Here is a 19,044-nt window from a genome sequence, read left to right on the forward strand (position 1 = left end):
ATAAAGGATAATTGAACTGAATTGCTGGCCCTTCAGAGCCGGGTTGGTCCTCGTCGTAAATCTCGGCGGAAATACTAACGTAAACATTATAAGGAATGGCAGAATTTTACATGTGGCGGCAATTCAAAAGTTTAAATGTCCAGTCTGCGGCGCGGAGGTCGAGCCGCGTCTGAGCTCGGAGGCGCTCAAGGCGTACGAAGCCGGCGAGGTCGTCTCCCTGAACTTGACATGCCCTAACGGGCACGCTTTTTCCGTAGTTTTGAAGAAGCCGATAGTCGAGGAAGCGCTGGTCGATTGCGAGATAAGGGACTGGGATCGATTCTCGCTCTTGCCGCAACAACAACAACAAGCGGTGCTCGAGTCGATCCAAAGCGGCAGGGCTGGCCCATCGATGAGGGCATTGTTGCGCAGGCTTAGGGAGGCCGGGGTGGTGGTCTGTACATGAGCTTTTTCGGGAAGTTCGTAGAGGACGTAAACGCGACGAGGTACTACGGCGATTTCATAAAGGCGGCGGGCGGGCTCGACGAGGTCAGAAACGCGTTGAGGTGGAGCGTATGGTACGCCTTGAAGTGGTGGTATGAGCTATATCGAGAAGGCCTCCACAAGAGCAACAATACGTTTGTAAGGGCTCTGTACTTATCACTGCTCGAAAACGGATACATAGATAGAGAAGGCAGTATAATTAAAAGGGTCAAGGAGCCCAGGCCGCCGGTGAACTCCTACGCCGCCGAGTTCGTGGAGCTTCACCAGTCGTTCGATAGACTAGGCGCTGTTAGGATAGCGTCTAATCAAGTCGACGAGAACACGATAGGGATTCTCTACTCCACTATGCTCTCCCAGGGATGGTACGATATCATGAGGCTCACCTTTTACAAGCTAGTGGGAGCAACCGGCTTCAAGAGGTTGTACGTGCCGGTGATAAAAGAGGGCCACGATATAGCGTCGCTCCTAACGGCGTCCGCCGCCGCGCCCGAGCTGATCGTCGGCTACGATTATAGGCCGGATTCAGTGGAGCTATCCAGAGAAGTGTTGGGCAAAGGCGTTAACATAGATTCTTGTCCTGGCCGAGGTATATGTATATTCCAAGCCACTAGCACATGCGAAGTGGCGGATCTATTGGGTCCCGAATTATCGCGTAGCTTAGATGCGGCTTTGATACTCCATTCGCTGTACTGGATGTTGGACCCCATGAGGGATCTCCAGTGTATGCGCCGACTTTTAAAGCCCGAGGGCAAACTCCTCGTGGGGCAACAAGTTATCGAGTCCACGCCGGGCTTGGTCGCCATAGTGACCGCCATGGGCGCCAAACACGTCTTCAGATCCTCAGACGTTGACAACTTGCTGGAAGCGGCCGGGTACAGGCGGGAGAAGGTGTATCTGAGAACTATGCCGTTCTATATTGCGGTCTGGCGTTCCTAGTGCCGTAGAACATGTAGATAGCGCCGAGTCCCCTAGTGCCGAAGTACTTGAGATCGAGCCGTTTCTCCAGAAAGCGTTTAAGCTCGCCGTTGGGCAACGCCGCCTTGAAGATCTCGCCAAGCGCCTTGTACTCGTCGACATGGCGCGGCGCGAGGAGCCGCGCGAGCAAGGGCACAAAACGCGATACGTACAACCACACCAAGAGCCTGGCCAGTCGCCCATCCGGCTTCCCCATGCTCACTGCCGCGATGCCGCGCGCCACTCTTATCAACTCGTCGAGGGCTTTGCCCAGATCTCTAGCCGCATGTAGGGCGTATGCGAGCACCGCTACGTCGAACGCGTCGTCCCTAAACGGCAAAGCCTCGAAGACTCCCTGTACCTTATCCACATCGAGCTTATTCGCCTTCAGCATATCGATCGAGTAATCCAGCCCGACCACGTACTTGTCGAGCAGATGCCTCGTCATGTTGCCGGGCCCACAGCCGGCGTCTAGGACGCGGAGGGCGTCGGGCGGCACGAGAGAAGCCAGCTGTCTCCTCCACCTATCCACGTTGCCCCAAGTCATGGCCATGTTCATCCGCTCGTAGACCTCGGCCAATTTGTCGTAGACGGGATAGACCTTCCGCCAATTGTCGCCGAGCCCCGTCACGTCCAAAGACAACGGGATAGTGCCCTAAGCGCTTTCTTGATTTCCCACTCGTCCACTGAGGGGCCTCCTAGGTATTTCGCCTCGATAACGCCCGCGAAGAAGGCCAACCTAGCCTTAGCTAATAACAACACGTTGTTCGCGGCCGCCACGGCGCTTTCCACATCGACGACTTCCCTCCCGCCGAGCTTTAACGGCATATCGAGCCTCTCCTCGCCGAGTATCTCCACTATTATTCCCGCTCTGTTTATGGCTATAATACCGCTGTGTTTGTGGCCCGTCCTATGGGCTATGGAGATCAACTCGTACGCCCTCTTGGCAGAGCTCACCGATATGTGGAGTATCCCGCCTCTCACCAACATCCACACATCGTCGTGAGGCTCGATGGCCCTGCGCACCTCATCGGTTGAGACAACTCTATGCCACTTAGCTATTGGCGTGAAGCCCTTGCCCTTGCTATAGCTGGGAGTCCTCACGGAGGCCAAGAGTATGCGGCCCGAACAGCTACTCGTCGTATAGAGCCACGGCAGTTCGTTCAACCTTTTCAAGAACTGGTATATATCGCCGTCCACTCTGCCTTGGGAAGCCTCCTTCTCGAGTCTATCAAGAAACGCCTTTTTCCTAGCGGCGAAAGCCTCAGGATCGACTATCACGGGCATTAGCCTCGAGGATACTTAAAGCGTTTATGGCACTCGGCCGGGACCGCGTGTGGCGGCTACGAACGACTAGTTAGCCGCATCTAGGCCCAAGCCGAACTCTGCGCATCGCTGAACGCCTAGTTGGGCCGTCTAGCAACGGCAAGTTGTCGGCCACGCCATCGAGGAGCGCGCCTTGCGAAAGCCCAGCGAGCGTATCCCTTGTTGGTAAAAGCGCTGTGTTCGTAGTACCGAAATGTTTATAAATATATTATCTGATCGGCTTATGGAAAAAGAGGGAGATCTCGTTGTAGATAAACCTAGAGATCTTAAGGGACTTGGGCTGCTGAGGGCTAGGCCGTGAACGCAACGCATTTAGAGCTCAAGGGAATCACCGCGATAGCCGGGAAGCCGGGCGTGGGGAAGACCACCTTAGCCATGAGGATGGCCTATGAGGCTTTACGGGCCGGCAGAAAGGTCTTGTGGATATCGTTATACGAGGGGAAGGACTTGTTCTTATACAACGCCTTAAACCTAGGCTACAAGCTCGAGGGGGTCGACTTCTGGGAGGCCGTGCTGGTCCAGCCGGAGGCCTTCTGGAATAGACTACTGGGCTACGTGTATGAGAACAAGCCGGACCTCGTGGTCATAGACTCCATAACGCCGCTTGTGGAGGGGCCCGAGGGCAGATCCCTTATGCTAAACGCTTTGTATCGATCGTTGAGGCCGGCGCATATCGACGTGGTCATGACATTAGAAAAGGGCACTCCTCCGTTCGTTGAGTACATAGCGGATAACGTGGTGAGGCTCTACCTCGAGCGCACCGAGGGGGGCGTTCCGGAACGGAGGATGTGTATAGACAAGGCGAGGGGCCTCCCTGGAGGCTGCTGCAAACAGTTCGACATAATCAGCTCGGCGGGCCTTGTTTTTTTCGACGAATTGAAGCCAACGCCTAGAAGGCCCGTGGAGGTATCGACAAGTAGCACCCTCGACGAGCTAGTCGGAGGGGCCTTCTTGGGGAACACGCTGATTGTAGGGCCCGTCGGCTCGGGCAAGACGACGTTGGCCGTGAAGATAGCGTCTTTGGCCTCCGCGAGGGGCTATAAGGTAGTTTACAGGACCTTCTCAGAGGAGCCTTGGCAGATAAAAGAAAGGGCCAAGGAGTACGGAGCCGATTTCGAGGTTATCGCGATTAGGCTGAAACCCCCCACTTACGGCACCCACATCTACGAGTTCTATCGGCTAATCAATGATGTCATGCCGGACTTGTTAATCTCCGACGGCTTCGACGTGGAGTTCAGGGTATACGGCAGAAAGGCCTTCGAGCTGAACATGAGGATGTTAGCCGCGCTGAAGGAGGCCGGCGTAACTTTCGTGGGAACTATGTCGAGGAGCTACGGCTTGGCCAACTACGTGGACAACGTGCTCGCCTTGCGTCGCGAGAAGGAGGGCATAATAGTGGAGGTGGTCAAGTCGTTCAGAAAGCCGAAGAGACCCCTCTGTAAGCTCACGGAGAGGCTCGAGTGCGCGTAGCCTTGAAAACGTATAACTCCGATAGGAGGTAGTTCGCCGCGAAGCCGGCCAATACGCCGAATAGGTAGGCCAAATAGCGCGAGGTCCCGGCGAGAACCAAGGCGTTTGAGATGAGGTAGTTGGCCGTAGCCCCCGCGAAATTGGCCACGTGATACTTAAGCCATCCCTTAAGCCACGGGGTCGTCTTGTCCTTGAAGGTCCACGTCTTGTTGAGGACGTAGTTAGAGGTCAGAGAAATCTCGATAGCCAGAGCGGCTGCTATGGGGTAGTCTATCTCCCTCAAGGCGTATAGGATAGCCTCGGCCACGCCTATGCCGGACGCCCCCACTGCGGCGAACTTGAACGGCCTCCAGCCGGCCAGTCTCAGGAGTTGCGCCAAGTAGTCCGCGATATGCCTGACGCCTAGCTTCGACCTCCCGGCCCTCCTCGGCCTGAATATATACGGCACCTCGATGATTTTGGAGGGCTTGCACTGGACCGCCACGTCGAGCAATATCTTATACAGCCCGGTGGGCCTAATAGAGGACAAACAGTCCCTCCTAGTCGCGAAGAAGCCTGACTCAGGATCGGAGAGTGGCCTGGCCTCCGGCAAGAGGATCTTCGCCAGAAGCGCCGCCGTCTTGGACATCAGCAATCTGGTCTTGGACCACCCCTCCACGCCGCCGCCTCTTTTATACCTAGTCCCAACTGCGAGATCGGCGCCTGAGAGGACGGCGCGGGCCAATACGGGGGCTAGCTCTGGGGGATGCTGGAAGTCCGCGTCCATGACGACAATGACGTGGCCCGCGGCGGCCCTCGCGCCGTCCACGACAGCGCTGGATAGGCCGAGGCGGCGGGCCCTCACGACGACCTTGACCGGGTACCTCTCGGAGAGGCTCGACGCAATTCCGGCGGTCCCGTCTGGCGAATTGTCGTCTACTATCACCACCTCGTAACGCATTCCCTTAAAGGCCTTGTCCAACGCCTCGACGAGAAGCCCCACGTTTTCGGCCTCGTTGTAGGTGGGCACGACGATAGATATCGGCACAGAGGCGTTCTTCACGGGGTCAGCACTGGAGTCAGTCCTCACAGATAAAAAAGTGGCCGTTCTTAAAAGCTATGCTGAGGAACGCCGCAACTGCGGTTCTAGCTCTGTTATTGATCGCGTCGCTGTCTATCGGACAAGCGCTGAATTTATGTCCCAACGCGGTTATAGTGGGGCCGGAGAACGCCACGGCGATAGTCACGTATATATCCAAGGCGCAAAAAGCGGTATACATTGAGGCTTACGCTCTCACGTGGAGGGACTTGGCGCAGACCCTCGCCTCGTTGGCCCAAAAGGGGGTCCAAGTTTACGTGGTCCTATCGGGGAACGTCTACGGCGGCGTTCCCACGACCGAGAAACAACTCGTCCAATACCTCCAGGAAAACGGAGTTCACGTGGCCTATAACTACGACTTCAAGTACGTCCACAGCAAGGTCTTCGTGGTCGACAACAAGACGATCATATTGGGCTCGATAAACCCGACTTATTCGGGCGTCACCAACGACTTGGGGCTAGCCGTCGTGGTAGAGAACTCGACGCTAGCGCGGCAGATAGCGACTATAATCCTCAACGACTACAACGGCGTCTATCCGTCCTACAACTACATCGGCATTGTGATATCGCCGATTAATTCATATCGGTACTTGAGCTGGTTGCTCGACAGGCCGGGGCGGGCATATGCCGCTGTGGAGGAGATATACTCCAGCTCAGGCCTAGCGGACGCCCTCATGAGCAAGGCCGTCGTGGCCTTGGCCAGAGTAACCGACGTGCCGGGCGTCAGCACGGTCAACGACCTCACGGCGAAGGTCATAGTCGTGGGCGATTACGTCTATGTGGGCTCTGTGAACTTGAGCGGCAACTCCATAAACAACAATAGGGAGATAGGATTACTGCTCTATTGCCCGAGCTTCGCCAGAGCCGCCGTTGAGTTGATCTATCAATGGGCCGGGAAGACAACGCCGAGCGTTTCGAGCACATCGACGCAGTCCAGCGCCTTGACGTCGTCGGCTCCACAATCGGATCTATTCTACATAGCTATCGTGGTTTTATTAGCAGCCTTGACGTTATTGGCCAATAAGAGGCGGCGTAGGAGATAAAAAGCGGGTTAGGCGCCGGCCGCGAGCTCTAGGGCGACCTCGAGGAGGCTCACGAAATCGCCCTCGGTTTTAACTGATCTAACGGCGTTGATCAGCTCAGGATCGTTCCCTAGATCGATTACCTTGTCCTGGACGGGCTCTCTCTTCTCGGTAGTCTCGTTGGGCCCTTGGCCGCACCTCTGGTAGTTCCCCGAGGCCAACTTCAAGCTGACCCTATCGCCGACAAGCGATATAGAAGCTAACGCGTAAGGTCCTTGTAGACAGACGCCGCTGGTCTCGATCCCCTGTAAGACGAGGGTCGCCACAACTGTGTTAGGCCCTTTCATGAGCTCGAAGCTGTGGAAATTGCTTTCGGATCTCCCTATTTTGTTAAACGCTTGTATCCAAGCGTTGACCGCTTGAAGCCCTTCCCTTTCCATTAGCGTGTAGATAGGGGTCTATTTATACTTAAGCTTTTATTAGCTCTGCGAGACTCGGTCGTGCGTATCGCCATCGTCGACGGCTACACCGACGAGCCGGCCGGCCTCGGCGTTCCGCCGTACGTGGACGTCTATCCTAGATACATAGCCGGCGCTGCGAAGACGGCGGCGCCTGACAGCGAGGTCAAGTACTTCACGATAGATGAGCTGAGGAGGGATTGGCCGGCCTCGCTCAAGATACTCGCCGGTTTCGACATGGTCGTGGTAGTGGCCGGGATAACCACGCCTGGTAAGTACTTGGCGGCAACGCCAATCTCATACGACGAGTTGTTGGACATAGGCAGGCTGGAGGGGCCCCTCAAAGTGCTGGGAGGGCCCGTGGCGCGTTACGGCTACGGAATCGGAGGCGGCTCCGCCGCTATTCCCCCAGGCCGTTTCAGACGATACTACGACATAGTGGCCACGGGGGATGTGGACCTCGTTGTCTACGAGGCGATTAAATTCGGCGCGGAGAAGGCGCGCCCATCAGCCACGCACGAGGGGTACGAGCTAGTGGACCTATTCGCAGTCAAGGGGGCCTTCGTGGTCCAACAGCATCCCAACTTCGGCGTGAACCTGATCGCCGAGATCGAGACGTACAGCGGATGTCCCCGCTACGTCTCGGGCGGTTGCTCCTTCTGCACCACCGTGGCCTACGGCGCTGTGGAGTTCAGAACGCCCGAGGCCGTAGCTCGTGAGGTCGAGGCGCTCCACAAGGCCGGCGTCGTGCACTTCAGGCTCGGAAGGCAAGCCGACTTCTACGCGTATATGGCCGAGGACACGGGCAAGGAGGATCTGCCGAGGCCTAACGTAGCCGCCGTCGAGCGGTTGCTGGCAGGCGTCAGAAACGCGGCGCCGGGGCTTAAGACCTTGCACATAGACAACGTCAATCCGGGGACTGTGGCGAGATGGCCCAAGGAGTCTGCGGAGATAACAAAGCTCTTGTTGAAGTACGGGACTCCGGGCAACGTGGCCGCCATGGGCATCGAGACGGCCGATCCGCGCGTGGTCAAGCTCAACAACTTAAAGGTATATCCGGAGGAGGCCTTCGAGGCTATTAAGCTCATCAGCACTATCGGCGCGATTAGAGGCCCTAACGGAATGCCGTGGTTATTACCGGGCATAAACTTCGTCTTGGGGCTACCCGGTGAGACTAAGGAGACCTACGAGCTGAACAAGCAGTTTCTCCAGAGGATACTGGATGAAGGGCTCCTGGTAAGACGTGTAAATATAAGACAAGTGATGACGTTCCCAGGCACAAGGCTATGGCCGTTGGCGAAGAAGTTGGAGGCCAAGCTGAAGGAGAGGAAGAGGCTCGTCTACGCCTTTAAGAGATGGGTGAGGCTCAACTTCGACAAGCCCATGCTCGAAAGGGTGACGCCTCGGGGGACTGTTCTCAGAGGACTCATAGCCGAGTTGAACTACGGTAAGGGCACTTACGCCAGACAACCGGGCTCCTATCCGCTACTCGTCTATATACCCGAAGTGATACGGCCGGGCACAAGGCTCGATGCCATCGTGGTGGAGCACGGCTTCAGGAGCGTTTTGGCTATCCGATATCCGCCAGAGCCTTCCAACAAGCGCGTGGCCAAATATCTAAAGAAGCTGGGCGGCTAACGCCTTTTCCTCCCCCTAGTCGGCCCTCTCCGCTGAGCTTCAGCGGCCTTGGCCCCTCCCTCCTCTACATATTTCAAATACACGGCGAAGATAGTAGCTGCGCTGAAGATCGCCGCAACGAGCTCGGCCAAGTTCACCGAGTAGTTTCCGAGAGATATGGCGGGGGATATATAGCCTCCCAGCGTCATGTACAGATAAAACGTCGCAACGCCTAACGCGAACCCTATATAGGCGTAGTAATAATAGCGGACAACCTCGTCCAGCTTACGCATGGAGCTCAAGATGGGCGTCTTTAAAAGTTGAGCCCCGCCAGCGCCTGTAAAGCCGCGAACAGGCAAACCGAGTACAAGACCAACGCAACGGCTATAAGGCGCAAGCCCTCGAGGACGTGGCTACGGTCGGGAAGTTCGCCAGAGCCCACGCTGTAAAAGCCCGGCTTCTCTAACTTTACTCCCAACGAAGCTGCCATGGCTGAGATGGGCCAACGCGCGTTGGGGCTCTCGATGGACCTATCGCCGAGCGCCCCGAGATCGGGCCTATGGCCTAGGAGATACGCAGCCAGTAGTATGAACAAGGCGGCTATTCTGGCGGGTATCCAGTTGAGCGCCGTGTCCAAATAGGCGGCGGGGGCGCCTGATTTCCCCCACTCTTTGAAGCCTATAAGTCCATCGAGTGTGTTGACGATCCTCTGCGCCCAGGCGCCGGGGAGGCCCAAGAGTGCATACCAGAACAACGGCGAGATGAAGGAGTCCGCGAAGGACTCGGCGGCTGTTTCTAGACAAGCCGAGGCCACGTGGCCACACCCGACAGCCCATAAATCCCTCCGCACGAACTGGCCGACGACTTCTCGAGGGCAATCGCCGGATTTATACGCCGACGTGCACGGATAGAGGATGTGGGTCTCGGAGAATGCCAACTTGAGTAGATAGGCCTCTAGTAAGATCTGCCATACGCCATGCCCTAAGTTTGCCTGGAGCGCCCACAAGAGGGCCGGCACCGCCGACGCCAAGAAGGCTACGACGACCGCGTTTCTCGTAGTCGAGCCCCTCGCGACTAAGCGCGAGGCGATTTTATAGACGAGGGACACCGGGTGTATCTGCGGCGGGATCAGTCTGCTGACGAGGTAGCCTCTCCAACGCCTGGGGATATCAACTGCCTCTAGAAGGAGCGCCGTTGCGAGGACGTCCGGGGATCCCCACTCAACCTCTTGGCGATCCTCCTTAAAAGCCTTCTGATAGCTCTCCTACGCTCTATAGACCCGAAAAGCTTCACGGCGGCTTTCCTTATGCTCTTGTATTTAGCCACGGCCTCTAGAATTCTCCTGTCGTCGTCGCTCAACTCAAGCCGCCTCAAAGCCAGCTCAGCCAATTCGTGAGGCCTCAAGCCGCCATATCCCGTATCTTCGGGAAGATCCAAGGGCTTCACGGAGCCGAACAATATTATCGAGACCACGTCGTTATCCCTTATCGACGGGTAATGCCTACGCAAGGCCCTCTTGAGCTCCTCGGCGTCTTTGTAGCCGTCCAGCTGGGCGTCGAAATCGTCCAGCTCGCCGAAGCGCTTATAGCGAACGTCCAGTATCTCGGCCACGGCGACTATTCGCCCGCCGCTATGGATTATCGCCTCTCTATCCTTCCTGACTCTGCCCAGCCTCACTGTGGCCCTCTTCTTGCCGCTCAACAGCTCCGCCACGTATCGCCTCGAGAGCATCAAGTGCACGAGGAACATTGGGAGGAAATTTTTTTGTCGCGCATTTGAAACGCCGTGAGGTGGGATCCCGAGGCCGCCAGCGCCGCGTTCTCGCGCTATCTGAAATTCGTGAGAATTGAACACACGGTCTTCGCGCTCCCCATGGCCTACGCGGCGGCGCTCGAGGCCTCGCGCGGGGCTTTAACTTGGTGGGAGGCATTGTGGATAGGCGTGGCGTTCGTGGGCTTGAGGATCGCGGGCATGTCCTACAACAACATAGCTGATAGGGATATCGACGCCTTGAACCCGAGGACTAAGAACAGGATGTTAGTGACCGGCGCCGTGTCGTTGCGGGGCGCATACGCAGTCTTCGCGTTCGGGGCAGTTCTGTTCGAGCTCGCCGCTGCTATGTTGGGGCCTTGGCCTCTTTACCTAAGCCTCCCCTACTTAGCCGTGGTGATATCATATCCCTACGCCAAGCGCCTCCACTGCTTGCCGCATCTGCACCTCGGCGCCGTATATGCGCTGGTACCTCTCGGCGCCTCTATAGCCGTGCATAGCTCCGACATAGCCGCGGCCGTGGCCAATACGCCCTGGCTTCTCGTGCTGGGGTCGGCTCTCTGGGTCGCAGGCTTTGACGTGTTCTACTCCAAGATGGATCTCGACTTCGACAAGAGGATAGGGCTCGGCAGCATACCGGCATGTTACGGCGAGCGCGCCGCCAAGGTTGCTTGGACGCTCCTCTTGTTCTCCTCGGCGGCTTTGTTCTTGGCTAACTATGTTCTCATAGGCGGAGGTGTCGTAGGCTTCGTCCTCACCGCGGCGGGATCGGCCGTCGAGGCGTGGTCGGCAGTGGCCGCCTTCGACGAGAGGAGGATACCAAAGGCGTTCAATGTGAACTTATCGGTAGGGCTTCTAATAGCGGCGGGCGTCATCATAAGCTACTTATAGCCGGGAGGTCGCGCCGTCGTGGACGACCTTCGGGAGTTCCTCGAGGCCCTCGAGGAGCGGGGACAATTGAGGAGGATAACGGCGGAGCTCTCGCCGGAGTTGGAGATACCCGAAGCAATAAGACAAGCGGCGTATAGGAGGGGGCCCGCCTTGCTGTTCGAGAAGGTGAAGGGCTATCCGGGATGGCGCGTGGTCGGCAACCTCTTCTCGCAAGATAGGATAAAGTTAGCCCTCGGCGTTGAGCGATTGGAGGAGATAGGCGAGAGGCTCTTGGCGCCTCTCTCGGCGCCTCCGCCGACCACGTTCGCGGAGAAGATCAAGGCATTCGCCGAAGTGGCATCGTTGGGCAAATATATGCCGAAGTTGGTGAGGGGAGGGCCCGTCAAGGAGGTCGTGGCCGAGCCGGATCTCACCGCCTTGCCCGCGTTTAGGTCTTGGCCGAAGGACGCCGGTCGTTATATAACATACGGGTTGTTCATAACGAGAGACGCGAGGGGCGCGACCAACATAGGCGTCTACAGAGTACAGATACTGGGCAAGACCGAGGCGATAGTACACGCGCAGATACACAAGAGGGCGGCCGAGCTCTTCTCCAGCTCTGAGGGGTGCGTCGACGCGGCCATAGCCATAGGCGGAGAGCCCGCATTGATGCTCAGCGGCATGATGCCGACTCCTTATCCCCTGGACGAGTACCTCTTCGCGGGCGTGGTGAAGGGAGAAGGCGTGGAGGTGACTAAAGGCGTTTCGACCGACTTATTGATCCCCGCGAGGGCCGAGGTGGTGATAGAGGGGTGCGTTGACGTAAAAGATCTGCGAAAAGAGGGCCCATTCGGCGATCACTACGGGGTCTACGATCCAGGAGGCCTCTACCCCGTCTTCAAGGCCAAGTCGTTATTACGTAGGGAGGATCCGATATACTATGGCACAGTCGTGGGGAAGCCGCCGCTCGAGGACGCTTGGATGGGGAAGGCCGTGGAGAGGATATTCTTGCCCATCTTGAAGTTCCTCTTGCCGGAAGTGGTCGACTTAAATCTGCCGGAATACGGGCTCTATCAAGGCGTCGCCATCGTGTCCATAAGGAAGAGATACCCAGGACACGCCAAGAAGGTCATGACGGCGCTTTGGGGGCTAGGCCACATGATGTCGTTAACAAAGGTCGTAATAGTGGTGGACCACGACGTGGACGTCCACGACCTCAACCAAGTAGTCTTCGCGATCGCGCAGCGCGTGGACCCGCAGAGGGACGTCGTCGTGATTCCCGGCGCACACGTAGATATATTGGACACGGGCTCGCCCGTGCCCGGCTACGGCTCCAAACTGGGCATAGACGCCACGAGGAAGCTCCCCGAGGAATACGGCGGACGTCCGTGGCCGGAGGAGGTCGAGCCGGATCCCGAGGTCTCCAAGAGAGTCGCGGATATCCTCAAGTCAGTACTCCAATAGCTCTACGCCGAGCAAATAGGCTACGGCCCTCAGTTCCCGCCTCCTATCGCCCGGCATGAACACGTGGTGGTTGGCCGGCGCTAGGCCGAAGATCCTCTCGCCGTCGAACAACGGCTTGGCCCTCAATTGTGTTCTACAAGCCCAGTCGACTAGATTGCCCGACTCAATCGCGTCGAAGACGCCAACGGCCATCTTATCGAAGGCTGGGCCGAAGCTGACCGCCGTATATCTCCTCTCGGCGAGAGATGCCGCTAGGCCATAGGGACGCCCCGTCTCGAAATGAGGCATGAGCCGCCACGACTTGGCCATGTCGAGGGATATCGTGCAATGGGCGAAGAAGGCCTCATCGTTTTTAGCGTACACGACGTTGGCGATCCAGCCGCTGTGTCCGGTCAAGCCCTTGGACAGAAGCATGCCGGCAAGCGCTTGTAGATCCCCCTCGCAAGCCACCACGTCGCCTTTGGCGTTGGCGAACGCCAAGGCGAGACAAGGCGTCACGCCGTATTTCAGTATATACGGGAAACACGTCAAGGCCTTGCCGTCGTAGCCCTCCAACGACTTCAGCGCAGAGTATATCTTGGCGACGTCCTCCACGCCGAAGGTGAGCAGGAAATCGGGATCGGGGGGCGAGCCCTTGACCAGCTCTGCGAACTCGTCGAGGCTCATTACATCGATCGCGCCGCCGAATTTAGCAGAGAACTTGTCGGCTTGGGCCGTGCGCCTTCCTATTAAGAGCGCTCTCGGGGAGGTCAAAAGCGCGGCGGCACGCGTAATTCTCTCGGCCCTAGTCGCCGCCTCGTTGCAGTCCTCTCCAGAAGCGCAGTGGACCGGCCAGACTCTGATGCCCTCGGCCTCCAGATATGACCGCGTAGATAACGAAGACGCAGCGCTGTTGTGCTCGGGGAAGCCCAAGGTGACCACGGACTTGACGCCGAGCCTTTTCGCATAGTCGGCGACCATGGCGCCTGTGCCGCCGGTTAACGTGATTGCCAACAAGACCTTGGCCTTTAAATCGGGAGCCTCATCCGCCGACTTAAACGGGCCCAGGGCGTTTGGCAGATATCGCCTAATTTCGTCGAACTTCCTCTTGGCGTAGCCTTCGCCGTGAATAGGCGAGTAGAACGCAATGATTGCGTACACGGCAACTCGGGGGCAAAAGTTAATAAACTTGGACGTGCTTTTAACAGAGCCGCCGTAGCTAAGCCCGGTATAGCGGCGGGCTGCAGACCCGTAGGCTGAATAGGCGGATGTCCCGGGTTCAACGGGGGGCTCCCCCGAACAGATCCCGGCGGCGGCTCCAACTGTCTTTACCGACCTCTAAGGATCGCCGGCCTAAGACACCTTGACATCCTCCATCTTTCCGAGAGCCTCGCCGCGAAGGCCCCATCTCCGAGCGCTCAGTAGAGCCGTCACGCGGTTGCTTCCGGCTCTAGCCATCTCTCGGCCCGCCCTCGTGTCGTCTAAAACGCGATATCATCATCATTTTCCGAATTCTTATCTCCTATTCTATACCGGCTTCTGAGGTATAGCTCAAGTTTTAAACAGCTCACAGTAAACATATATTGAATAAAAGAAAAATTACAATATAGAATATATTTACCTAATATAATTATATAATCAAATATTATTACTAAAATGAAATATAACATTCATTTAAAGTCTTTATTATTTTATATAAAATTAAATAAATCATAATTACTTAAAACATATATTCAATATTTTTAAATAATAAGATTTTTAAGGATAAAACGAGATCTTCACGTGAGGGCGATAGACCTCTCCAGGAAGGCGCCTTTGGTAAGGCCCACCGATAAGCTCGCCGATGCGGCTAAGGCGTTGCTCGGCGGCGATTGCGTCGTCGTGGCCGAGGGGGACGACGTGTTGGGAGTCATCGCCGACGCCGACATCGTAGAGGCCGTCGCCCGCGGCGTTGGGGCGGACTCGCCGGCTATCGAGGCCGTCAACTCGCCGCCGTTGTTTGTCGAGGGCCATGAGCCCTTGTGGAGAGTAGCCGAGGCTATGTTGAACGCAAGGGCCGAGGTGGCTGTCGTGACCTTGGGGGGCAAGTTGGCAGGCGTTCTGACCTCGAGGGATATAGCCGACGAGAGCGGCCAACTGTTGGAGGCCTCCGAGTTCGCCGAGATGGCCGAGCGCCTCGCGCCTCCAGGCTAATCCTTAAAATCGCTTTTTGCTCCCGCCCTCATGGGACTCGACAAAATAGCGGCCCTAGTTGCGGTCTTGTTGTTAGCCATAGCGTTCACTTGGATCGCCTTAATCTCGCGGAACTTCGTCCTCTTGGCGTTGGCTTGGTTCGTAGTCGTGTTGGTGGCGGGCTTAGGCCTATACGAGGAAAGATCCGACGAGAGGCGATTAACGGAAGACCTCGAGGAACACAGGCCTTAGGACGTTCACTAAATCGGCGACTCTCACCTTGATCAACTTGTTGACCGCGCCCCCGCCGGCGAGCACGTACTCGTGCCGAAGTATTCCGGGATCCGCTATAACCTTCAGCGCTTTGACCCTCTCGCTGAGAGGCGTCACGGCACCTGGCTCGACGCCGAGAACTTCCTTGACCTCCCTCGCCTTGGCCATAGTCGCTTGCGCTCCGAGGGCGCGGGAGAGGGCCTCCAAGTCGATCCTCACAACGCCTCTGGCCAAGACTACGACGTATTGGCCGCCGGCCTTCACCAACAAGGTCTTAACTATGGAGTCCGGCGGAGCTCCGCTGGCCTTCGCCGCCCTTTCAACAGTCTCTACCCCCTCGTCGAATTCCAACACCTCCACGTCAACGCCGAGCATCTGGGACTTATAGGTCCTCATATAGTCACGGCTTTGACGAGACCAGGCGGGGTGTCTATGGGCACCCCCAGCTTAACGCCAGCTCGATAGGCCAGTAACTGCAACGAGACGGCATAAGATATAGGGGCCAACTCGCGGTCGGCCTCGACAGCCGGCATTTCGCAACCGGGGCCCAAGGTCAATACGTCAACTCCTCTCTCCTTGGCGATCTTGATAGCCCTCTCGTATAGGCTCGTCGCGCCGGCGTCGGCAGGCTTGAGGAAGACCGCGAGGAGCCCGCGCGAGGCCAAGGCCAGAGGTCCGTGGAGCAGCTCGCCCAGCTGGACGCCCTCGGCATGTAGGAGGGCGGCCTCCTTGAGCTTCAAGGCGCCTTCAAGGGCTACTGGGTAAACGATCCCGCTGCCTGCCACGTAGACGGACTTTCCCATCGCCAACCTCTCGGCGAGGGCCTCGGCTATTTTATCATAGCCGACTATGGAGCTCTTCAACCTCTCGGCGAGGGCCTCTATCCTCCTATCAAGCGACCTAAGATCTGAGGCATCCCTTTTACCTGTGTGTAGCCCGACGTGGTAGGCCAATATCAACAAGGTCTCCAGCGTCGACGTGAAGGTCTTAGTGGCCGGGACCGCCATCTCGGGACCGGCGGTTATAGGCAGATAGACGTTAGACTCCAAGGCGAGCCTCGAGCTCACGGAGTTAGTTACGCCTAATATAACAGCTCCCTGCCTCTTAGCCGCTCTTATGCTCCTTATGACGTCGGAGGTCTCGCCGCTTTGGCTTATCGCGATGACCACGGTGCCGGTCCCCACGTTGCTCAAGGCGTAGTGTGGGAACTCCGCAGCGCTCACGACGTAGACGTTCAGCCCCACATCGGCGAAGTAGTAGGACGACACCATCCCGGCGTGTAGGCTCGTCCCATTGCCTATTATATAGACGCTCTTAGCGCCTTGGATTATCATCGAGGCCAGCCGCAAGTACTTCTCCATCAATGCCGCCTTGGTCCTCACGAGCGCTTCTGGCACCTCGTAGATCTCCTTGAGCATGAAGTGGGGGAATCCGGCCTTATCGGCGTATTGGAGCTCCTTCACTCTTTTCTTCTCAAGAGGCGCCGACGATCCGTCCTCCAAGTACGCCTTGAAGCCGCCGGGGGACAACTCCACGTAGGCGCCCTCGGGCACCACGTAGGCCTCCTCAGCGAATCCGTATAAGCTCGCTATATCGCTTGACACATATGCACAACCGCCAGAGGTCGCGACAACCAGCGGCTGGCCGCGTTGCGCTGCGAAGAGCACTCCGTCCGCGGTCAACGCGGCGAAGGAGAAAAGGCCGTTGAGCCTCCGCGCGACCTCCGCGGGCCTCGCCTCCTCTAAGAGGTGGGCGATCACCTCGGCGTCCGTGGTCGAGACAAATCTGTGGCCCCTCGCCGATAGCTCATCCCTTAACCTCTCGTAGTCGTCTATAACTCCGTCGACGACTACGGCCAAGCGGCCTTTGCAGTCCAGGAGCGGGTGCGTGTTCTCCAATGTTATTCTGCCGCGGGAGGCGTATCTGGTATGGCCCAACGCGACGTAGACGTCCTCCCTGGGGAGCTCCAAGAGGTCCACGTGCGAGGGCTTTTTCACCACCCGCAGAGCGCCGCCCGATATATACGCCACTCCGCTTCCGTCATAGCCTCTATAGGTCAACCTCTTCAGCCCGATCTTCACGTCCTCGAGGCTTCTCGGCTCTTTGCAGTAGAACCCGAAGATCCCGCCCACGACTACGTCTACGCGGGTTTTTAAAACGCCGCATCGTATACGATACCGAAAATTTAATTTGGATACGCGATTTCCCACATGCTAGTGGACTGCCACTGCCATTGCCACGAGTTCAGCGACGAGGAGCTCTCCAAGTTCTCGGGAATAAGGCTGGTCGCGGTGTCCGACGACATGAGGAGCTCGCAACGGACCTTGGAGCTCGCCAAGGAGCTGGGGGTGGTGCCGTGTCTAGGCATTCATCCCTGGAACGTCGGCAAGGCAAAGCCCGAGGACCTCTCGGAGGCGTTGAGGCTGATCGAGAAGAGCGAAGCGCCTTGTGTGGGCGAAGTTGGGCTCGATAAGAGGTTCGTGCCGGACACTTACGAAAAACAGAAGGAGTTCTTCTCGGCGTTCTTGCGCTTAGCTAAAGAGTACGACTTAGTCCTAAACGTGCACGCGCCCGACGCGTGGAGGGACGTCGTGGAGGCCTTGAGAAAGGCCGACGTGGACAGAGCGCTCATACACTGGTATACGGGTCCGTTGGACCTGCTCGACGAGATAGCCCAATACGGCTTCTATATCTCGATAAATCCCGCCGTTAAGATACAGAGGAAGCACAGGGATGTGGCCGAAGCCGCGAAGCCCGACATGGTGGTGCTCGAGAGCGACGGGCCTTACGAGTATAGAGGGCTGAGGCTTGAGCCTCCAATGGTCAGGGAGACGGTCAAAGTGCTTGCCGATATATGGAAGACGACTCCCGAAGAGGCTGAGGAGAGGCTTTACTCGAACGCGGCTAGGCTCTTCAGGTTGTAACAGGCCTTCGCGCCAGATCGAGCTCGCCTTCGCGTGTTGTCGAAGCCGACGTCCCGAAACTCTAATATTGGGCATCGATCCCGAAAGCTAGTGGATCTAAGGAAGTTGTTCTCGGACGCCAAGCGCAAGCTCGAGGAGGGCGGCCTTATGCTGGATGTAGCCGAGAAGAGGCTTGTGATAGTCGGCGATCTGCACGGCGATAAGGACACGCTGGACGTCGTGTTGAGGAGGTGGGAGGGCTCCAAGCTCCTTTTTCTAGGCGACTACGTCGATAGGGGGACTCACGGACTCGAGGTCTTAACCGCAGTCGTGAAGCTCCACTTAGAGGATAAGGCCTATGTGTTGAGGGGGAACCACGAGTCGCCGCTTATGAACGAGGACGGCGGCTTTATAGACGAGCTGTGCCTCTTGAAGAAGCTACCCAATTGCGCCGAGCTCTACGGGGAGATCGAACAGATGTTCTCCAAAATGCCCATCGCGGCCAAGGTGAACGGGGAGGTGTTCGCGGTGCACGGAGGGATCCCGCTCAAGGAGCCCTCAATGGAGCCCGCCTCGCTCGACGAGTTGAGGAGGATCGAGGGCGATTTGATACTGCCCGGCGATCCGCTCGCGTACCAAGCCCTCTGGAACGACCCTTGTGAGTGCGAGACATACGCCCCTAGCCCGCGGGGACCCGGCATATGGCTGTACGGAAGGTCCCCGCTCGAGAAGTTCCTCAAAAAAGAAGGGCTTAAGGCGGTCGTGCGCGGCCATCTATACGTCAGCTCGGGCTACACGCAACACCACGGCGTGGTGCACACCATCTTCACAAGCAGAGCGGGTCCGTATCGTTCAGTCAAGCCGAAGGTGGCCGTGCTGGACGGCGGCGTCTTAGAGGTCTACGATCTGTCGACAGGCAAGGCGGTCCATAAAGCTGAAATATAAAACCCGTTGTTATTGGATAATAGCCCCGAGAGGCCATCCCCCGGAGGAGCACCCATAAGCCGCCGGGCGGGCGTTCGAGGGGACCCGGGGCGGAGGACCCTCTCGGCGGTCCGCGCGGGTAGGCGCGCGTCGGTAGGACGGGGGTCGCAGTGGGCTGGGCGGGCGCCGCCCGCCCCTCCGCGAGGAGCCCCAGGTCTGGGGGGCCCGTAACCCCGCCGGGCTGGCCGTAGCCCCCGCGCGCGCCGTCGGGAGGCAGTGAG

The 19,044-nt window shown here is 57.6% G+C and carries 21 protein-coding genes and 1 tRNA gene; 12 read left to right on the forward strand and 10 right to left on the reverse strand.

Annotated elements, in window-relative coordinates; all coding sequences use genetic code 11:
• Positions 1 to 112 precede the first annotated feature (112 nt).
• Together ACZ5PA_RS00950 and ACZ5PA_RS00955 are read left to right on the forward strand one after the other, a co-directional pair.
• The gene (locus ACZ5PA_RS00950) at positions 113 to 445 is read left to right on the forward strand and encodes a hypothetical protein (protein ID WP_464930423.1); all 333 of its coding nucleotides are present in this window, start codon (positions 113 to 115) and stop codon (positions 443 to 445) included.
• On the forward strand, positions 442 to 1,419 hold the full coding sequence (locus tag ACZ5PA_RS00955; RefSeq protein WP_464930424.1) for a methyltransferase domain-containing protein: 978 nt from the start codon (positions 442 to 444) through the stop codon (positions 1,417 to 1,419). The genes ACZ5PA_RS00950 and ACZ5PA_RS00955 overlap by 4 nt, the downstream gene beginning before the upstream one ends.
• Here ACZ5PA_RS00955 and ACZ5PA_RS00960 read toward each other — a convergent pair.
• Positions 1,385 to 2,068, reverse strand: a complete 684-nt coding sequence (locus tag ACZ5PA_RS00960) for a class I SAM-dependent methyltransferase (RefSeq protein WP_464930425.1) — start codon at positions 2,066 to 2,068, stop codon at positions 1,385 to 1,387. The genes ACZ5PA_RS00955 and ACZ5PA_RS00960 overlap by 35 nt on opposite strands.
• The gene (locus ACZ5PA_RS00965; RefSeq protein ID WP_464930426.1) at positions 2,065 to 2,718 is read right to left on the reverse strand and encodes a tRNA-wybutosine modification methyltransferase TYW3; all 654 of its coding nucleotides are present in this window, start codon (positions 2,716 to 2,718) and stop codon (positions 2,065 to 2,067) included. The genes ACZ5PA_RS00960 and ACZ5PA_RS00965 overlap by 4 nt, the downstream gene beginning before the upstream one ends.
• A 342-nt stretch (positions 2,719 to 3,060) precedes the next feature.
• Between ACZ5PA_RS00965 and ACZ5PA_RS00970 the strand changes: the two genes are divergently transcribed.
• Positions 3,061 to 4,233 (forward strand): ATPase domain-containing protein, encoded by a 1,173-nt coding sequence (locus ACZ5PA_RS00970; RefSeq protein WP_464930427.1) that lies wholly within the window; start codon positions 3,061 to 3,063, stop codon positions 4,231 to 4,233.
• On the opposite strand, the gene ACZ5PA_RS00975 is transcribed toward ACZ5PA_RS00970, so the two are convergent.
• Positions 4,208 to 5,302, reverse strand: coding sequence for a glycosyltransferase family 2 protein (locus ACZ5PA_RS00975; protein WP_464930428.1), 1,095 nt, complete (start codon positions 5,300 to 5,302; stop codon positions 4,208 to 4,210). The genes ACZ5PA_RS00970 and ACZ5PA_RS00975 overlap by 26 nt on opposite strands.
• A gap of 29 nt (positions 5,303 to 5,331) precedes the next feature.
• On the opposite strand from ACZ5PA_RS00975, the gene ACZ5PA_RS00980 reads away from it, so the two are divergent.
• Positions 5,332 to 6,354: a phospholipase D-like domain-containing protein gene (locus ACZ5PA_RS00980; protein ID WP_464930429.1), complete on the forward strand. Its 1,023-nt coding sequence runs from the start codon at positions 5,332 to 5,334 to the stop codon at positions 6,352 to 6,354.
• A gap of 8 nt (positions 6,355 to 6,362) precedes the next feature.
• On the opposite strand, the gene ACZ5PA_RS00985 is transcribed toward ACZ5PA_RS00980, so the two are convergent.
• Positions 6,363 to 6,773 carry a hypothetical protein gene (locus ACZ5PA_RS00985; RefSeq protein ID WP_464930430.1) on the reverse strand — a complete coding sequence of 137 codons (411 nt, stop codon included), beginning with the start codon at positions 6,771 to 6,773 and terminating at the stop codon, positions 6,363 to 6,365.
• Positions 6,774 to 6,833: 60 nt separating this feature from the next.
• Here ACZ5PA_RS00985 and ACZ5PA_RS00990 point away from each other — a divergent pair, with 60 nt between their 5' ends.
• A complete protein-coding gene (locus ACZ5PA_RS00990) occupies positions 6,834 to 8,429 on the forward strand; it encodes a radical SAM protein (protein ID WP_464930431.1) in 1,596 nt (531 codons plus the stop codon).
• Here ACZ5PA_RS00990 and ACZ5PA_RS00995 read toward each other — a convergent pair.
• The 3 genes from ACZ5PA_RS00995 to ACZ5PA_RS01005 all read right to left on the reverse strand — a co-directional run bounded on the left by ACZ5PA_RS00995 (position 8,426) and on the right by ACZ5PA_RS01005 (position 10,139).
• A complete protein-coding gene (locus ACZ5PA_RS00995) occupies positions 8,426 to 8,701 on the reverse strand; it encodes a hypothetical protein (protein WP_464930432.1) in 276 nt (91 codons plus the stop codon). The genes ACZ5PA_RS00990 and ACZ5PA_RS00995 overlap by 4 nt on opposite strands.
• 20 nt (positions 8,702 to 8,721) lie before the next feature.
• On the reverse strand, positions 8,722 to 9,516 hold the full coding sequence (locus ACZ5PA_RS01000; protein ID WP_464930433.1) for a CobD/CbiB family cobalamin biosynthesis protein: 795 nt from the start codon (positions 9,514 to 9,516) through the stop codon (positions 8,722 to 8,724).
• Between the two features lie 71 nt (positions 9,517 to 9,587).
• Positions 9,588 to 10,139, reverse strand: coding sequence for an ASCH domain-containing protein (locus tag ACZ5PA_RS01005; RefSeq protein ID WP_464931256.1), 552 nt, complete (start codon positions 10,137 to 10,139; stop codon positions 9,588 to 9,590).
• A 54-nt stretch (positions 10,140 to 10,193) separates the two neighbouring features.
• Here ACZ5PA_RS01005 and ACZ5PA_RS01010 point away from each other — a divergent pair, with 54 nt between their 5' ends.
• Together ACZ5PA_RS01010 and ACZ5PA_RS01015 are read left to right on the forward strand one after the other, a co-directional pair.
• On the forward strand, positions 10,194 to 11,069 hold the full coding sequence (locus tag ACZ5PA_RS01010) for a UbiA-like polyprenyltransferase (RefSeq protein ID WP_464930434.1): 876 nt from the start codon (positions 10,194 to 10,196) through the stop codon (positions 11,067 to 11,069).
• A gap of 18 nt (positions 11,070 to 11,087) precedes the next feature.
• Positions 11,088 to 12,512, forward strand: coding sequence for a UbiD family decarboxylase (locus ACZ5PA_RS01015; protein WP_464930435.1), 1,425 nt, complete (start codon positions 11,088 to 11,090; stop codon positions 12,510 to 12,512).
• Here the strand turns inward: ACZ5PA_RS01015 and ACZ5PA_RS01020 are convergent.
• Positions 12,498 to 13,652: a fucose isomerase gene (locus ACZ5PA_RS01020; RefSeq protein WP_464930436.1), complete on the reverse strand. Its 1,155-nt coding sequence runs from the start codon at positions 13,650 to 13,652 to the stop codon at positions 12,498 to 12,500. The two genes, ACZ5PA_RS01015 and ACZ5PA_RS01020, sit on opposite strands and share 15 nt — an antisense overlap.
• A gap of 48 nt (positions 13,653 to 13,700) precedes the next feature.
• On the opposite strand from ACZ5PA_RS01020, the gene ACZ5PA_RS01025 reads away from it, so the two are divergent.
• The 3 genes from ACZ5PA_RS01025 to ACZ5PA_RS01035 all read left to right on the forward strand — a co-directional run bounded on the left by ACZ5PA_RS01025 (position 13,701) and on the right by ACZ5PA_RS01035 (position 14,915).
• A tRNA-Cys gene (locus ACZ5PA_RS01025) sits at positions 13,701 to 13,812 on the forward strand.
• A 461-nt stretch (positions 13,813 to 14,273) separates the two neighbouring features.
• Positions 14,274 to 14,684 (forward strand): CBS domain-containing protein, encoded by a 411-nt coding sequence (locus ACZ5PA_RS01030; RefSeq protein ID WP_464930437.1) that lies wholly within the window; start codon positions 14,274 to 14,276, stop codon positions 14,682 to 14,684.
• 30 nt (positions 14,685 to 14,714) lie between these two features.
• Complete coding sequence (locus ACZ5PA_RS01035) at positions 14,715 to 14,915, forward strand: hypothetical protein (RefSeq protein WP_464930438.1); 201 nt, start codon at positions 14,715 to 14,717, stop codon at positions 14,913 to 14,915.
• On the opposite strand, the gene ACZ5PA_RS01040 is transcribed toward ACZ5PA_RS01035, so the two are convergent.
• Together ACZ5PA_RS01040 and ACZ5PA_RS01045 are read right to left on the reverse strand one after the other, a co-directional pair.
• Positions 14,883 to 15,332, reverse strand: coding sequence for an aminoacyl-tRNA deacylase (locus ACZ5PA_RS01040; RefSeq protein WP_464930439.1), 450 nt, complete (start codon positions 15,330 to 15,332; stop codon positions 14,883 to 14,885). The two genes, ACZ5PA_RS01035 and ACZ5PA_RS01040, sit on opposite strands and share 33 nt — an antisense overlap.
• Complete coding sequence (locus ACZ5PA_RS01045; protein WP_464930440.1) at positions 15,329 to 17,068, reverse strand: isomerizing glutamine--fructose-6-phosphate transaminase; 1,740 nt, start codon at positions 17,066 to 17,068, stop codon at positions 15,329 to 15,331. Before ACZ5PA_RS01045 ends, ACZ5PA_RS01040 begins: the two co-directional genes overlap by 4 nt.
• A gap of 78 nt (positions 17,069 to 17,146) precedes the next feature.
• Between ACZ5PA_RS01045 and ACZ5PA_RS01050 the strand changes: the two genes are divergently transcribed.
• The gene (locus ACZ5PA_RS01050; protein WP_464930441.1) at positions 17,147 to 17,860 is read left to right on the forward strand and encodes a TatD family hydrolase; all 714 of its coding nucleotides are present in this window, start codon (positions 17,147 to 17,149) and stop codon (positions 17,858 to 17,860) included.
• Between the two features lie 90 nt (positions 17,861 to 17,950).
• Positions 17,951 to 18,784, forward strand: coding sequence for a metallophosphoesterase (locus ACZ5PA_RS01055; protein ID WP_464930442.1), 834 nt, complete (start codon positions 17,951 to 17,953; stop codon positions 18,782 to 18,784).
• Positions 18,785 to 19,044: the final 260 nt, after the last annotated feature.

The organism is Thermoproteus thermophilus, from assembly GCF_055392855.1.

Excerpts from the sequence above, each read along its gene's own strand:
- ACZ5PA_RS00955 (WP_464930424.1), top strand. The coding sequence starts at position 442 with ATGAGCTTTTTCGGGAAGTTCGTAGAGGACGTAAACGCGACGAGGTAC.
- ACZ5PA_RS01040 (WP_464930439.1), bottom strand. The coding sequence starts at position 15,332 with ATGAGGACCTATAAGTCCCAGATGCTCGGCGTTGACGTGGAGGTGTTG.
- ACZ5PA_RS00995 (WP_464930432.1), bottom strand. The coding sequence starts at position 8,701 with ATGCGTAAGCTGGACGAGGTTGTCCGCTATTATTACTACGCCTATATA.
- ACZ5PA_RS01005 (WP_464931256.1), bottom strand. The coding sequence starts at position 10,139 with ATGCTCTCGAGGCGATACGTGGCGGAGCTGTTGAGCGGCAAGAAGAGG.
- ACZ5PA_RS00980 (WP_464930429.1), top strand. The coding sequence starts at position 5,332 with ATGCTGAGGAACGCCGCAACTGCGGTTCTAGCTCTGTTATTGATCGCG.
- ACZ5PA_RS01050 (WP_464930441.1), top strand. The coding sequence starts at position 17,147 with ATGCTAGTGGACTGCCACTGCCATTGCCACGAGTTCAGCGACGAGGAG.
- ACZ5PA_RS01035 (WP_464930438.1), top strand. The coding sequence starts at position 14,715 with ATGGGACTCGACAAAATAGCGGCCCTAGTTGCGGTCTTGTTGTTAGCC.
- ACZ5PA_RS00985 (WP_464930430.1), bottom strand. The coding sequence starts at position 6,773 with ATGGAAAGGGAAGGGCTTCAAGCGGTCAACGCTTGGATACAAGCGTTT.